12 protein-coding genes are annotated in these 14,905 nt (G+C 38.9%); 7 read left to right on the plus strand and 5 right to left on the minus strand.

Annotated elements, in window-relative coordinates; translation table 11 throughout:
- From RLO81_RS11590 to RLO81_RS11605, 4 genes are all read left to right on the plus strand, one after another.
- On the plus strand, nucleotides 1-1,862 hold a 1,862-nt coding region (locus tag RLO81_RS11590), incomplete at its 5' end, for a M1 family metallopeptidase (RefSeq protein WP_350111650.1).
- Between the two features lie 80 nt (nucleotides 1,863-1,942).
- Complete coding sequence (locus RLO81_RS11595) at nucleotides 1,943-2,206, plus strand: helix-turn-helix transcriptional regulator (RefSeq protein WP_350111652.1); 264 nt, start codon at nucleotides 1,943-1,945, stop codon at nucleotides 2,204-2,206.
- Nucleotides 2,203-2,532: a HipA N-terminal domain-containing protein gene (locus tag RLO81_RS11600; RefSeq protein WP_350111654.1), complete on the plus strand. Its 330-nt coding sequence runs from the start codon at nucleotides 2,203-2,205 to the stop codon at nucleotides 2,530-2,532. The genes RLO81_RS11595 and RLO81_RS11600 overlap by 4 nt, the downstream gene beginning before the upstream one ends.
- On the plus strand, nucleotides 2,529-3,506 hold the full coding sequence (locus RLO81_RS11605; protein WP_350111656.1) for a HipA domain-containing protein: 978 nt from the start codon (nucleotides 2,529-2,531) through the stop codon (nucleotides 3,504-3,506). Before RLO81_RS11600 ends, RLO81_RS11605 begins: the two co-directional genes overlap by 4 nt.
- Nucleotides 3,507-3,629: 123 nt before the next feature.
- Here the strand turns inward: RLO81_RS11605 and RLO81_RS11610 are convergent, their stop codons facing one another.
- The gene (locus tag RLO81_RS11610) at nucleotides 3,630-4,589 is read right to left on the minus strand and encodes a threonine ammonia-lyase (RefSeq protein ID WP_350111657.1); all 960 of its coding nucleotides are present in this window, start codon (nucleotides 4,587-4,589) and stop codon (nucleotides 3,630-3,632) included.
- A 92-nt stretch (nucleotides 4,590-4,681) separates the two neighbouring features.
- Between RLO81_RS11610 and RLO81_RS11615 the strand changes: the two genes are divergently transcribed.
- Nucleotides 4,682-6,022, plus strand: coding sequence for a M28 family metallopeptidase (locus RLO81_RS11615; RefSeq protein ID WP_350111659.1), 1,341 nt, complete (start codon nucleotides 4,682-4,684; stop codon nucleotides 6,020-6,022).
- A gap of 120 nt (nucleotides 6,023-6,142) precedes the next feature.
- On the opposite strand, the gene polA is transcribed toward RLO81_RS11615, so the two are convergent.
- From polA to RLO81_RS11635, 4 genes are read right to left on the minus strand one after another with little or no spacing between them, the layout of a single operon-like run.
- Nucleotides 6,143-8,932 (minus strand): DNA polymerase I, encoded by a 2,790-nt coding sequence (gene polA / locus RLO81_RS11620; RefSeq protein ID WP_350111661.1) that lies wholly within the window; start codon nucleotides 8,930-8,932, stop codon nucleotides 6,143-6,145.
- Nucleotides 8,933-8,979: 47 nt separating this feature from the next.
- Nucleotides 8,980-9,438, minus strand: coding sequence for a DinB family protein (locus RLO81_RS11625; protein WP_350111663.1), 459 nt, complete (start codon nucleotides 9,436-9,438; stop codon nucleotides 8,980-8,982).
- A gap of 48 nt (nucleotides 9,439-9,486) precedes the next feature.
- The gene (locus tag RLO81_RS11630; protein ID WP_350111665.1) at nucleotides 9,487-10,989 is read right to left on the minus strand and encodes a cryptochrome/photolyase family protein; all 1,503 of its coding nucleotides are present in this window, start codon (nucleotides 10,987-10,989) and stop codon (nucleotides 9,487-9,489) included.
- 29 nt (nucleotides 10,990-11,018) lie between these two features.
- On the minus strand, nucleotides 11,019-12,752 hold the full coding sequence (locus tag RLO81_RS11635) for a M14 family metallopeptidase (RefSeq protein ID WP_350111667.1): 1,734 nt from the start codon (nucleotides 12,750-12,752) through the stop codon (nucleotides 11,019-11,021).
- Between the two features lie 36 nt (nucleotides 12,753-12,788).
- Here RLO81_RS11635 and RLO81_RS11640 point away from each other — a divergent pair, with 36 nt between their 5' ends.
- Both RLO81_RS11640 and RLO81_RS11645 read left to right on the plus strand, forming a co-directional pair.
- Nucleotides 12,789-13,373, plus strand: a complete 585-nt coding sequence (locus tag RLO81_RS11640) for a nitroreductase family protein (protein ID WP_350111669.1) — start codon at nucleotides 12,789-12,791, stop codon at nucleotides 13,371-13,373.
- 54 nt (nucleotides 13,374-13,427) lie between these two features.
- Nucleotides 13,428-14,905, plus strand: a 1,478-nt coding sequence (locus tag RLO81_RS11645) for an ABC transporter permease (RefSeq protein ID WP_350111671.1), incomplete at its 3' end; no start/stop codon positions are given.

Consider the following 14,905-nt stretch of genomic DNA (forward strand, 5'->3'; position numbering starts at 1 on the left):
TCTGGCTACAACTCGATCAGAATGTTAGGGCCAAGAATAACCTGAATGAGCTTACTCGCCAGGCTACACTGGAACAAGGAATGACAACCTTTGAAGCGGCTAAAGAAATTGGAGGACTGCAATATGAGGGTGGTTATACCATCAAAAAAGTAACGGATGTTAATTCAAATCCAATGAATTATATAATTAACAGAACCATGATGAAGCTGCCTTTAGATAAACCATTGTTAAGTGGCGATTCCATTAGTTTCAGTATCAGCTGGGAGTACAACATTTATGACCGGTTAATGATCCGAGGTAGAGGTGGTTATGAATATTTCCCTGAAGATGATAACTACATTTACACCATTGCACAATGGTATCCGAGAATGTGCACCTATGATGACGTAGTAGGCTGGCAGAATAAACAGTTTATAGAAAATGGTGAATTTGCGCTTGAGTTTGGTGATTTTGATGTACATATAACTGTGCCCTCCGATCATATAGTAGCAGCCACCGGCCTTTTACAAAATAGTGATGAAGTATTGAATAAAGCCCAGCAAGAGCGTTTGAAAAAGGCATTATCATTTTATAATAAACCTCAAATAATTGTGACAGAAAAGGAGGCAGCCGCAAATGAAATGTCAAAGGCTTCCACTACCAAAACTTGGCATTTCCGAGCAGAAAATGTGCGTGATTTTGCATTTGCAAGTAGCCGAAAATTTATTTGGGATGCCCAAATGGTCGATTTAGGTGACAACCAAGTGATGGCCATGTCATATTACCCAAAAGAAGGCAACCCCCTTTGGGAGGATCACTCAACACGAGCCATTATAAATACGCTTGAGTTATTTTCTGAAAAGCTCTTTACCTATCCCTATCCGGTGGCCATCAGCGTAAGCTCCGCTGATCATGGTATGGAATACCCAATGATATCCTTTAATGGAGGCCGCCCTGCCCGAAAAGGCAAATACTCCGATGATGAAAAAAACACCTTGGTAGATGTGGTGATCCATGAAATAGGACATAACTACTTCCCAATGATTGTGAACTCTGATGAAAAACTTTATGAGTGGATGGACGAAGGTATTGACACTTTTTTCGAATTATTGACAAAGCAAAAGTATTATCCCAAAGACCCACATTGGGGCGATGCTAAATCCATGTCTTTTTACATGGCTGTGAATGAATTTAGAGAACGCCCACCGATGACCAACCCTGAAAACTTAACCTTATCCAGTGTTTCCAGTTATGGGCAGCCTAGTGCCGCACTTGATGTATTAAGAAATGTGGTCATGGGACCTGAGTTATTTGATTTTGCGATAAAGGAATATGCCAGCCGGTGGAAGTTTAAACGACCAAAACCAGCTGACTTTTTTAGAACTTTGGAAGATGCCTCTGCGGTGGATTTAGATTGGTTTTGGCGAGGTTGGTTCTACAGTAGCGATGCAGTAGATATAAGTATTGAAGATGTAGAATGGTATCGTTTAAAAAGTTCTGAGTTTGCTAAATCCAGTAATCAGAATAAACATAAATTTCCAGAACTGCCACAACGCTGGAAAATTGAAGAAACACCTAAATCTGCTTACAAAGAATTTGAAAACAAGGTAGATGATAAAGCCATATTAAATGAGCTGGCTGATAAGCATTTGTATGAAATTACGTTTGTCAATGTTGGTGGCTTGGTTTCGCCAATAGTATTGGAAATCACTTATTCTGATAATGACAAAGAATTAAAAACCTTTCCGGCAGAGATATGGCGGTTTAACGAATATGCTATTCGAAAAGCTATTATTGTGGATAAGGAGATTAAAAAGCTGCAATTAGACCCCAAGCAACAGACGGGTGATTCTTTTAAAGAGAATAATGTTTATCCGCGTTAACCAGCATAATATTGCTGCTTTTTAGCAAATCAATTAGCCCAAGCCTAATAAATAGTTAATTCGGCAAAGTACTGCCGAATATGTTTGATTCCTTAATTATTATCGCTTACTTTGTTAAAATCGGCAAAATATTGCTGGATATGGATACTATAAAAATAGGAGAAACAATTAAAAAACGGAGAAAATTTCTAAAGATCACACAAGAAGATCTGGCAGAAATTTCAGGGATTTCAGAGCGGACCTTACGAGATATTGAAAAGGGATCAGCCAACCCCGAGTTAGCTAGCCTAATGAAGCTTTGTGAAGTACTGGGATTGGAGCTTTCGATTGACGTAATCAAATGAACAAAATAGCGGAGGTATATAATAACAACTTATTGGCAGGCTTGCTTGAAAAGACTGAACAAGGAGAGTATACCTTCACATATGATCATCATTATCTAAACAATCCTGAAACATCAGCCATCAGTCTGACATTGCCTAAAACAGAACAAACTTATCAGTCATCCGTACTATTTCCTTTCTTCTATGGACTGCTTTCAGAAGGAGTGAATAGGCAAACACAATGCAGGTTGCTAAAAATTGACGAAAAAGACCACTTCAGCCTGTTATTAAAAACGGCCAAAACTGATACTATTGGGTCTATCACAATAAATGAAATAACAAAATGATTTGTCACGGCTGCTTAAAGGAAAGTGAAAAAGGATACTGTCCAAAATGCCGGAAAGAGCTATTTGAAGGGAAGAAAGTCAGCACAGAACTATCCTTTAATTCTCCTTATGACGAAGATTCCAATGCATTTCTTGATCATACCAAAAAAATATCGATATCCGGTGTACAAGTGAAGTATTCGCTTAGACTTGAAAATAACGACTTGAAGCTTACAGAGAGAGGAGGCCAGTATATTCTCAAGCCAATACCTACTGGAACTTTCAAATATTTGGATCAAGCTCCTGCTAATGAGCACTTGACCATGCAAATCGCTAAACAAGTATTCAAACTTTCAGTACCTCCAAACGCATTAATCTTTTTCAAAGACGGAAGTCCGGCCTATCTGGTACGGAGGTTCGATCAAACTAAGAGTGGAAAAATACTGCAGGAAGATTTTGCTCAAATAGCTCAAATGACCTCTGAAACACACGGAGAGAACTATAAGTACGACTTATCCTATGAAGAAATCGCACAACTGATCAAAAAATATATTCCCACACATCGAATTGAAAATGAAAAATTCTTTCGGCTGATTCTATTCAATTATGTGTTCTCTAATGGAGATGCGCATCTTAAGAACTTTTCTGCTTTACAATCAGCGCAAGGTGATTATGTACTAACACCTGCCTACGATCTGCTTTGTACCCGAATCCATTCTCCAAGTGAATATGACATGGCGCTTACATTGTTTAAGGATGGCTTTTCAAAGGCCTATGAATCCTACGGCTTTTACACCTACAAAGACTTTTATGAGTTCGGTCAACTGATAGGCATCCAAAAGTCTCGCGTTAAAAAAATCATTGCTGAGTTCACCGAACCTCATGAGTTAGTATATTTTCTTATCGACCGGTCATTTTTGAAGGATCAGCTAAAGACCACTTATACTACTTGTTATGAGGATAAAGTGAAGAGGATAGGAATGATGCTATCTTAGGCACCATTTCTTGTCGCCTTAGATATTATCATCCTGATTGCCAACTCGTGTGACTTGTCTATTCCCCAAATTGTCTTAGCAACAAACGGGCTATTCTTTTAGAGAGAATAATGTTTATCCGCGTTAATCGAACTTAATCTTTCCAAGATCTACATTTCCACCACTTAGCACTATTCCCACATTTTTGTTTTTAAAGACCAGTTTGTTTTTTAGCACCACTGCCAATGGTACCGCACATGAAGGCTCAATGATTATTTTCATCCTTTCCCAAACTAATCTTAGTGCAGCCATAATTTCTGCATCATTTACCAGGTAAATATCATGAACATACTTTTTAATAACCTCAAAGTTTTTATCCCCTAAGTTAGTGAGTAATCCATCTGCAATAGTTTTTGGTGGACTATCATTTTTAACCAATTGCCCTGATTTAAAAGATCGGTAAGCATCATCTGCCGCTTCCGGTTCGCCACCTAACACCTTTGTATTCGGACTTAGGTAATGACTCACCAAGGCCGCACCACTTATTAAACCGCCACCTCCAATAGGCGTTAGTATAAAATCAAACTCTTTTTCTGCATCTTCAATGAGCTCCTTTGTGGCAGTGCCCTGTCCAATAATAATTCTCTCATCGTTATACGGATGGATTAATAAGGCACCATTTTCCTGAATCACAGCGTTCAGCGTTTCCTCTCTTGCGTCTATGGTTGGTTCGCACTCTATTACCTCTGCTCCATAACCCTTTACAGCATCCTTTTTTACTTTTGGAGCGTTGGAAGGCATTACAATCCATGCTTTTATTCCTGCTACTTTAGCCGCTAAAGCCACAGCCTGAGCATGGTTACCGGAGCTATGAGTGGCTACTCCTTTTTGCTTGTCAGCATCACTCAAACCAAGAATGGCGTTCATCCCTCCACGAGCTTTGAATGCACCTACTTTTTGAAAGTTTTCGCATTTAAAAGATATGGAACAACCTGCCATCTCATTTATGGTGGCATTCGTAAGTATTGGTGTTCGATGAATGTGATTTCTTATTCTATCGTGAGCTTCCTCGAAGTCCTTAAGGTTTTGTGTATTAAAATTCATGTTTTTAATCTTATCTTATTACATTTAAAAGTAAGGTTAGAATGGCAACTTTTAATAGCTGTTGGTGTTAAAACTTCACAAAAGTAAACCTGATGAAAAAAATACTTATTCTCCTTTTTCTTAGTTCTTCACTTTTTGCTCAGCAAACTGACTCCCGAATCTATGATATCATAGAAGCTGTTTCTGCTGAACGAATTGAGCACGACATACGAAAATTAGTGTCTTTTGGTACGCGCCATTCCTTATCGGATACTGTTTCTGATTCTCGTGGCATTGGTGCAGCACGCAGATGGATTAAAAACGAGTTTACTTCCATCTCGAAGAATTGCAATAAATGCCTTGAGGTTAGTTATTTAAGAAACATTGTTAAAGGTGACCCTAATACAAGAATTCCTACAGACACTGAAATTGTTAGTGTAATGGCCATTCAGCGGGGCACTAAATATCCGAACCGCTACATTATCATGTCGGGAGATATTGATAGCCGAGTAAGCGATCCTTTGGATGGAAAATCGGATTCTCCGGGAGCGAATGACAATGCCAGCGGTATGGCCGGCACAATAGAAGCGGCCAGAGTGCTATCGAACTATACATTTGAATCCAGTATCATTTATGTGGGCTTATCTGGTGAGGAGCAAGGTTTGTTTGGGGGAAAATACATGGCTGAAGTAGCTAAAGAAAAGGGCTGGGAAATAATAGGTGTGTTAAATAATGATATGATCAGCAATATCGAGGGGGTGAATGGAGTCGTAGACAATAGAAGTTTTCGAATATTTTCTGAGCCAACACCTATAACTGAAACCGATGAGGTACGAAGAAAAAGAAGATTGTATGGTGGTGAAGTTGATGGCATCTCACGGCAACTTGCCAGATACATTCACAAAACCACGCAAACATATATGCCTGAAATGAATCCCACGATGATCTATCGACTGGATAGATTTGGAAGAGGTGGACACCACAAACCTTTTAATGATGCTGGCTTTGCTGCAGTCAGAATCATGGAAACCAATGAAAATTACACACGCCAGCATCAGGATTTAAGAACAGAGAATGGAATTAAGTATGGCGATGTAATTGAAGGAGTAAATTTTGACTATGCGAAAAAGCTCACAGCCGTAAACGCCATTAATCTGGCATCATTAGCCTGGGCACCACCCCAACCAGAAAATGTAGAAATAGCAGGTGCTGTTGAGCCAAGTACATCTTTGAAATGGAAAAAGTTGAATGATGATGGCATAGCTGGTTATAAAATTTATTGGCGTGAGACTACCGCACCACAATGGCGATACTCGAAGTTTGTGGGTAATGTTTCAGAGTATCTTTTGAAAGGTATCGTCATTGACAATTACCTTTTTGGGGTAGCTGCCGTTGGAAAGAATGGTCATGAAAGTGTAGTGGTTTTTCCTAGTGGGGTTTATAAGAGGGAGTGATTCTTGAATCCCTCTTCTTTCACTGATTCAATGTTGAATATTTAATGCTCTTTGTTAATTCGTATCAACAATATTGGTCGGTTTCTTTACACTAAACATTGAACTAAAACATTTCTAACACTAATGCGCCTTCAGCCAATTCTCTCCAGAGCCCGCTTCTACTTCTAAAGGAACCTTAATTTGAACGGCATTCATCATTAGTTCAATGATCTTTGGCTTCACCTTTTCCAGCTCGTTTTTAGGCACATCAAAAACCAATTCATCATGCACCTGCATTACCATTTTTGTGGAGAGTCCTTCGGCTTTCAGCCAGTTTTGAATATCCACCATGGCCTTTTTAATGATATCAGCGGCACTTCCTTGAATTGGAGCATTGATGGCGTTGCGCTCTGCATAGCCCCGCATAGTCGCATTTCTTGAATTGATATCACGTAAATATCTTCTTCTATGCATTATGGTTTCAACATATTCCTGCTGCTTGGCTTTCTCAATACAGGCATCCATATACTCTTTTATTGATGAGAATTCCTTAAAATACGCCTGAATAATTTCCTGAGCTTCGGTTCTAGAGATATTTAGATTTTGCGCCAAACCAAAAGCAGAAATGCCATAAATGATTCCGAAGTTTACTTCCTTTGCTTTCCTCCTCATGCCAGAATCCACATCCTCCAACGAAACGCCAAACACTTTGGCTGCAGTGGTTGAGTGTATATCCCTTCCATTTTTAAAGGCTTCAATCATATGTTTATCATCCGCAAATGATGCAGCTATTCGCAATTCTATCTGTGAGTAGTCGGCCGATAAAACCACATGGTTATCATCACGTGCTACAAATGCCTTTCTAATCTCACGTCCTTTTTCTGTTCTAATGGGTATGTTTTGAAGATTTGGATTATTTGAACTTAACCTACCTGTCGCTGCTATGGCCTGAGCATAATCTGTATGAACTCTGCCATCTCTTTTAGAAATCATTTTGGGCAGTGCATCTACATAAGTAGATTTTAATTTTTGATACTCACGGAATTCTAGAATTTTATTAGCGATTTCGTGTTCGTTTGCCAGCTTGCTTAATATTTCTTCACCAGTGGCATATTGGCCCGTTTTCGTTTTCTTAGGTTTGTCATCTAGCTTCAGCCTATCAAACAGTATTTCACCCAACTGCTTGGGAGAAGCTATGTTAAACTCCTGCCCAGCTATTTGGTAAATCTTGTTTTGAGCTTCTAAGCTTGCTTCCTGCAGCTCTTTCGACATAACAGAAAGTGCTTTTTCGTCAATCTTAACCCCCTCATATTCCATATCTGCCAACACCAATGCCAGCGGCTGCTCCACTTCGTACAAGAGCTTATCCAGCTTTAGCTGCTTAATTTCTTCATCGAGTTTGTGTTTTAATTGCAATGTTATGTCGGCATCCTCACAGGCATAGTCTGAAATTTCTTCCGGTTGTAAGTCGGCCATGTTTTTCTGGTTTTTTCCTTTAGGGCCGATGAGTTTAGTTATAGAAACAGGAGAATAATTCAGGTACTTTTCAGCAAGCGCATCCATACCGTGTTTGGTTTCAGGATCAATCAGGTAATGGGCAAGCATGGTATCGAAAATGGGCGCCTTAACGTGCACTTCATACTTCTTCAATACCAGCACATCGTATTTTACATTCTGCCCTATTTTTAAAATTTTATCGCTTTCCAGTATCTCTCTGAATAGCTCAATTACCTTTTTTGCCTTTTCAAAATCCAGTGGCACAGCTACATAAAAGGCTTCTCGCTCTTTATAGCTAAATGACATGCCCACCACTTCTGCTTCAAAAGCATCAACCCCTGTAGTCTCGGTATCAAAACAAATTTCCTTTTGTTTCTTGAGTTCCTCAATAAGAGCCTTTATATCCTTTTCATCCGTCACTAATTTGTACTTGTGCGGTACGGATTCTATCGTGTCATAAGGTTTTAACCCCCCATCATCAGATACCTCAATTACCTCTTTGCTTGCTTCACTGAACATAGAAAGCTGGCCGGAAGAACTGCCTGAAGTTAATTCCTGATTGAACACTCGCTTATGCAACGTTTTAAATTCAAGCTCTTCAAAAATGGCCTTGAGTTTCTCTTCATCCGGCTTAGTGTACTCAAGCTCTTTTTCATTGAACTCAATGGGCACTTCAATATTTATTCTTGCCAATTCCTTTGAAAGCAGTCCCTGATCGGCAAACTCCTCCACCTTCTCCTTCATTTTGCCCTTTAGCTTATCTGTATTCGCTAAAAGGCCTTCCACCGAACCATATTCTTTCAGAAACTTTGCTGCCGTTTTAGGGCCTACTCCGGGAATACCCGGAATATTATCCACAGAGTCTCCCTGTAAACCGAGCATATCCACAACTTGATCTACGTTTTCGATATCCCATTTGGCACACACTTCTGGCACGCCCATAACGTCCACTGCATTGCCCATGAATGCCGGTTTATAAAGAAAAATGTGCTCCTCTACAAGTTGTCCAAAATCCTTGTCGGGAGTCATCATAAACACTTCAAAACCTTTCTTAGCCGCTTTCTTAGCCAGCGTTCCGATAATATCATCTGCTTCGTAGCCGTCCAACTCTATAACAGGAATATTAAAGCCTCTTATAATATCCTTGGTAATTGGCACTCCAATTTTAATGTCCTCTGGAGTTTCTTCTCTATTGGCTTTGTATTCTGGGTATCGTTCGTGACGAAACGTTGGAGCAGAAGTGTCAAACACTACGGCAATATGTGATGGGTTTTGCTTTTGAATTACCTCCAATAAGGTATTGGTAAACCCAAACATCACTCCGGTATTTAACCCTTTTGAAGAAATTCTTGGGTTTTGGCTAAAAGCAAAATGCGCACGGTAAATCAACGCGTACGCATCTAATAGGAAAAGTTTCTTTTTGGACTCGCTCATACCTATAAAGGTAGGGAAGCTCACAAAAATGATAAGTTAATTTTATATTATTTTGACCTCGCGTATTGAATAAAATCTGTAACAGGAGGTTCAATGCCTTTTTCTCTCAGTTTCATTGCTATTTGCCCTCTGTGATACGAGCTGTGGTTCACTACATGGCTAACAATTTCTCTAATAGTACTTTCAAACTTCTTGCCTTCCGAGTTGGTATAAAAAATCATCTCTTCGAAGGTTTCAAACTTGTGCTCGTATATGTAGTTGTTCCAATTATCGGAAGACTCTTCTGTCATGCTTGACAATTCGTTGATCTTATAAACCTCCCAAACTGGAAAAGGAGAGGTAGGAAGATCTTTTATTCTATTTAGCCAGATAATTTGAGCAGATAAAATATGGCTATACAACTTGAGAAGTTCCTGATCTTCCGGGACATGTTCTTCCAGTGTTTTTAGAACTCTGTAATTTGCCCATTCATTAAACTTAAGTATGTCTTTAAAGTGTTTTTTCATTGATTGAATGTAGTACGCTTTCTATCGTGAAGTTACCAAATTATAGCATTACGAAAACAACTTTAATTCCTCCGGTTTCTTTTTACCATCCAATACCTTGAAAAAATGATCGGCTTCATTGAGGTGGTTTTCTAATTTCTTACTGTCCATTTTATTTAGCATAGCCACCATAAAGCTCATCCGTTGATTTTCTGCAAACTCATCTTTGTGTTTATAAATAAAATTCCAATACAATCCGTCCCATATTTTGCACCACTCGCCTTTCTTGTAATCGCTCATTTTGAGAATGTAATTTGAACTTGAAACATAGGGTTTGGTGGTAATCAGTCCGCCATCAGCATATTGCGTCATGCCATAAACATTCGGTACCATAACCCAGTCATAGGCATCAATGAACAGTTCCATAAACCATTGGTAAATCTCATCAGGATCAAACTCGCACAGCAGCATGAAGTTCCCTAATATCATCAGTCGCTCGATATGATGGCAATAACCTGTTTTAATAATTTTTTTGATGGTCTGATCAATAGGGCTAATTCCAGTGGTGCCATCATAAAATGAGGGTGGTATTTTTCTGGTATGATTGAAATGATTGTTAGTGCGTTCAAAAACGCCTTCAAACTCATAAATGCCTCGCATAAATTCTCGCCAGCCAATAATCTGTCGCACAAAACCTTCAAGACTATTGATGGGTATATCATTGCGTTGATGAAATTTCAGCGTCTGCTGAATCACCTCATCAGGATTGATCAAGCCAATATTTAAAGCAGGCGTGAGTACAGAATGGAATAACACTGACTCGTTTTTGACAATGGCATCTTCATAATCGCCAAATAGCTTCATCCTATTCTTTAAAAAGTTCTGAAATGAGTCATTCGCCTCTTCATGTGTTGTTGGGTAGTTAAAATCATCTTCCCTTCCCGGATTTTCAGAAAAGTGTTTTTTTACATAGTTTTTGGCCTCAGCCACAAATTGGTTTTCTTGAAAGTGATACGTTTCCGGTAGTTCAATGTCTTTGGGCAGTTTTTTCCGATTGTCTTCATCAAACGACCACTGACCACCCACTGGCTCATCACCTTCCATCAGAATGTCTAATTTCCTTCGCTGTTCCTTATAAAAATTAGCCATAAAGTAGCCTGACTTGCCTTTTTTGAGCCTTTCTTTCAGTTGCTCTTCGCTTGTCAGAAAATTGGGATTCGGCTTCCAGTTTATTTCTATGTTCTGAGCATCGGAAAATCGAACTAGTCTTTTTCTCAGAAGAAAATCCGTTGGCTCAACTACTATCAAATTACTTACACCATCTTTTTTCAGAGTATTAAATAAGGCCTTTAAGTCAGAGTTCTTACACTCAATATAACTGACTTTGTAATTGCTTTTAGCCAACAACTCTTCATAGTATTTCATTGAAGCCCGATGCAAAACCAGCTTGGCCTTGTGAAATTTGTATTGATTGAAATAGAGGTGATCTTCAATTAAAAAGACCTTTTCTGCTCCTTGCCAGAGTGAAGTGTCCTTAAAAAGTTGATGCGAGAAAATCAGGGCTGCTTTCATGTGTTTTAAACAGCCCATGAATGCCTTTGTTATTTCACTAACCGATACACCGGATATCGCATATGTGCCTCCTCGTAGTAAGGAGAGTTTTTATAGATATAGTCGAGTTGTGCGAACCAATTTAAGGCAAAATCAGGCTCGTCTCTTTTCTTCTGCTTAAATGCCTTTTTGAGTTGAGGCTCAGATTCGATAAGTTGTAAAGCCAAGTCTTCAAAAACATAGGGTGAAAAACCTTCTTTCTGTTGAAGAATCGTATCAAAGAAATTCCAGCTGAAAAATGAATCAATAGCTTTTGGCTCTAGTGTTTCTACTAAGTACCTACCCGAAGTATGGTCCGTAAAAAAGATGTAATCGCCTTTTCTAAACTTCACCTCCTCTTCACTCACTGACACCTGAACATTATTATTCATGTAGTGTCCCTCATACACCGTCTTTGAGGTAGTAAACTTTTCGATGGTATACACCTCTACATTCATGCTGCTATCCTGTTTCAACTGGCGGTATTTTGCTTTGTTCAATTTTAACAGCTCAATAATATCATGCCAACCCTGAGGAATAACATAAGCTTTTGGTATAACCACTTCTTCCGATGCCACATAGGTATTGTAGTAGGGGATGGATTTAGTGAATGGCTTATCATGGTTATAATACAAACGGTCTAAATCTGTTACTTCGCTTTTCCGCATCTCGCCCTCATACCCCTTAAAATTAAGTTTCGCTGATTCACCCCTCGTTAGCCTCCAGTCGATAGCTAACTTTGCCCCAGGCTTAATATCATTCTGCCGTTTTTCCTTCAGCTCTCTGATTCTTTTTCCATCTACATAAGCCATTTCCAAGACTGTCTCCAAAAAAGTGTAACTGCTTTCAACCCTTGTTTCAAACGGTTTTAGCATATGCGTTTCGATCATCAATCCAACTGTATTGAACAATGTTGTATAACCAGTTGAATATCTTGGATTATCTAAAAATTGTGGAAAGCCATTATCTGGCGTGGTGTTAAAAACATTTACATACGGAGTAATTTCAGCTCCTCTATCTTTCATTTTCTGCTCCAACTTCACCCGAAGATTTTCTTCCAAATACTGGCCTAATGTTCCGCCCATTTTGTTGTGTTGAGTAATCAGGTGGGTGATGGTATATTGATAATCCGCCCCATTACTCACATGGGTGTCAATAAAAATATCCGGATTTACATAGTGAAATATCTCATAGAAGGCTTTTGTGTTTCTGGTATCCGCTTTGATGAAATCTCTGTTCAAGTCATAGTTTCTGGCATTACCCCTAAAACCATATTCCAACGGTCCATCTTGATTAACCCTAGAAAAAGAGTTTCTATCTAATGCTCCACCAATGTTGTATACTGGAATCACCCCTATAATCACATCATTTAGCAAACTCTTTTTTTCAGAATCCTGAATATAATTTCTCAATAGCATCTGACATGCTTCAATACCATCAGGCTCACCCGGATGTATTCCATTGTTTATTAAAACAATAGCGCGACCTTCGGCATAGGCCTTTTTATAGTCAAACTCCTTTCTGATATCTAACGTAACCAAATGAAGCGGCAAGCCGCTGTCTGTCAGTCCAATTTCCTTCACCTGAATTTCAGGATATTGGTTAGCAAGGGCTTTGTAAAAATTGATTATTCCATCGTACGTAGCTGTTGATGTTCCCCCGGAAGATTCAAAAACAGTTGTTGGGGTTTGACTCATCCCGTAGGTCCAAATAAGAACATATAAGAAAGTGAAGATTCTTTTCATTGGTAGTATCTTTAAGTGACTAAAGTTAGTGATTATATGAATAGAGTCGAAGCAGTAAATGAGGCAATTAAAAACCGCAGGGCTATTTATACCTCGATGTTTTCAGGAGAAAAAGTAGAGGATAAAATTATTGATCAAATGCTTGAAAACGCGAATTGGGCTCCCACACATAAGTTAACTGAGCCTTGGCGTTTTGTTGTATTTAAAAATGATGGTTTACACAAACTCGCTGATTTCCAGTCGGAACTCTATAAATCTAAGGCAGAAAAGGAGGGTGCCTTTAATCCTACTCAATATGAGAAATTAAAATCTAAACCGTTAGAATGTTCTCACATAATTGCCATTGGAATGAAGCGCCATGAGGTTGTGCCTGAAGTGGAAGAAATATGTTCTGTGGCCGCAGCAGTACAAAACATGTGGATTACTGCCTCTGCTTATGGCATCGGTTGTTATTGGAGCACGGGAGGTGTCACTTTTTACGAAGAGGCCAAGCCGTTTTTCAGGTTAGGTGAGAACGATAAGCTGCTTGGTTTTTTATTTATTGGGATGCCTAAATCGGATAAGTGGCCGGTTGGTAAAAGAACCAACATAAATAAAAAGACTTCATTTGTTGAATGGTGATGCAACTTTAACTTCAGGGTGTTGTCTTTGCAATAGGTAAAAACTCAAACAACCATGATTAGTAACTACCTGAAGGTGGCATTTCGCAGCCTCAAAAACCAAAAAGTATATTCCTTTTTAAATGTACTTGGTTTGACAATCGGCATATCCAGCGCCATTCTAATTTTCTTGTTCATCAACGATGAGCTTTCTTACGATAAACACCACAAAAAGGCCGTTAACATTTATCGCCTTAACTCCGGATATCACCTCCCAAATAGCGGTCCTTTTGAGGCTTATGCTACCAGCAAACCAATGGTTGGAGAGGCTATTGTCAAAGACTATCCTGAGGTAGTTCAAATGTGTAGATTCAATCGGTTAACTAATCAAATGATGGAGTTGCCAACTACTCAGGAAATTATTTTTGAAGAAATTTGGGCAGCCGACAGCAACATATTTAGCATGTTTACTATGCCTCTTATTCAAGGCAACCCCAGGTTGGCTTTGGATGAGCCTTATACGTTGGTAGTGACCAGAAATAAAGCTCGTGACTTGTTTGGAACAGAAGATGTATTAAGTAAAACTATCTTTTTCCCTGAAGATTCATTAGAGTTTAAAATAACAGGTGTAATGGAAAATTATCCCTCTAGTTCCCATCTGAAACTGGATATTATCACTTCTATTGAAACACTAAAAAGCCAGAATTGGAGACCAAACTGGTGGAATTTCAACTTCCACACTTACTTAGAATTGGCCAAAAATACCAATGCTGCTAACCTCGAAAACAACATTCAGTTTATTTCCAGAAGATATATTCCCGAGCAGGAAGATGGCTCTGGTTACAGACAAGAATACAGTTTAATTCCTTTAACTGATATTCATCTCAACTCTAATCTAAGAGCTGAAATGGAGGCCAACTCACAACTGTCTTACATTTATATTTTTGGAATTATTGGCTTATTCATCGTTTTAATTGCCTCAATTAATTACATGAATCTGGCTACGGCTAGTTCTGTAAAACAAGCCAAAGAAGTAGGAATTAGAAAGGTTTCCGGTGCTTCTAAGGCCGACCTATTTAGCAGGTTTATGAGCGAATCACTATTAACAACAATTTTTTCACTGGCACTTTCATGTTTAGTAATTGCAATTACCCTTCCTGAACTAAACGATTTGGCCGACAAGTCCATCTCCTTGAGTGTACTGCTTAACCCGCTGGTTATTTTTACCATTTTATGCTTGGTGTTTTTTGTGGGGTTGATTTCAGGGAGTTATCCTTCACTTTATCTTTCTGCAATACAACCAAAAGAAACGCTGAAAGGCTCATTTAGCTCCAATAAGAAAGGGGCTTCTTTAAGAAAGTTCTTAGTGATCATACAGTTTACGATTTCAATAGCACTAATTACCGGAACAATAATTGTCTACAACCAACTAGATTATTTACGAAACATTCGCTTAGGGTTTAACAAGGAACAAATACTTGTGGTCCCTATCAAATCAAACACTGATGAATTTAAGCTAATACAAAATAAGTCTAAAGACCTTTCATTTGTACT

The organism is Fulvivirga sp., assembly GCF_040220315.1.
GTDB lineage: Bacteria > Bacteroidota > Bacteroidia > Cytophagales > Cyclobacteriaceae > Fulvivirga.

Coding starts and splice junctions, on each gene's coding strand:
- RLO81_RS11640 (WP_350111669.1), top strand. CDS start 12,789: ATGAATAGAGTCGAAGCAGTAAATGAGGCAATTAAAAACCGCAGGGCT.
- RLO81_RS11595 (WP_350111652.1), top strand. CDS start 1,943: ATGTTTGATTCCTTAATTATTATCGCTTACTTTGTTAAAATCGGCAAA.
- RLO81_RS11630 (WP_350111665.1), bottom strand. CDS start 10,989: ATGAAAGCAGCCCTGATTTTCTCGCATCAACTTTTTAAGGACACTTCA.
- RLO81_RS11615 (WP_350111659.1), top strand. CDS start 4,682: ATGAAAAAAATACTTATTCTCCTTTTTCTTAGTTCTTCACTTTTTGCT.
- polA (WP_350111661.1), bottom strand. CDS start 8,932: ATGAGCGAGTCCAAAAAGAAACTTTTCCTATTAGATGCGTACGCGTTG.
- RLO81_RS11625 (WP_350111663.1), bottom strand. CDS start 9,438: ATGAAAAAACACTTTAAAGACATACTTAAGTTTAATGAATGGGCAAAT.
- RLO81_RS11600 (WP_350111654.1), top strand. CDS start 2,203: ATGAACAAAATAGCGGAGGTATATAATAACAACTTATTGGCAGGCTTG.
- RLO81_RS11635 (WP_350111667.1), bottom strand. CDS start 12,752: ATGAAAAGAATCTTCACTTTCTTATATGTTCTTATTTGGACCTACGGG.
- RLO81_RS11610 (WP_350111657.1), bottom strand. CDS start 4,589: ATGAATTTTAATACACAAAACCTTAAGGACTTCGAGGAAGCTCACGAT.
- RLO81_RS11605 (WP_350111656.1), top strand. CDS start 2,529: ATGATTTGTCACGGCTGCTTAAAGGAAAGTGAAAAAGGATACTGTCCA.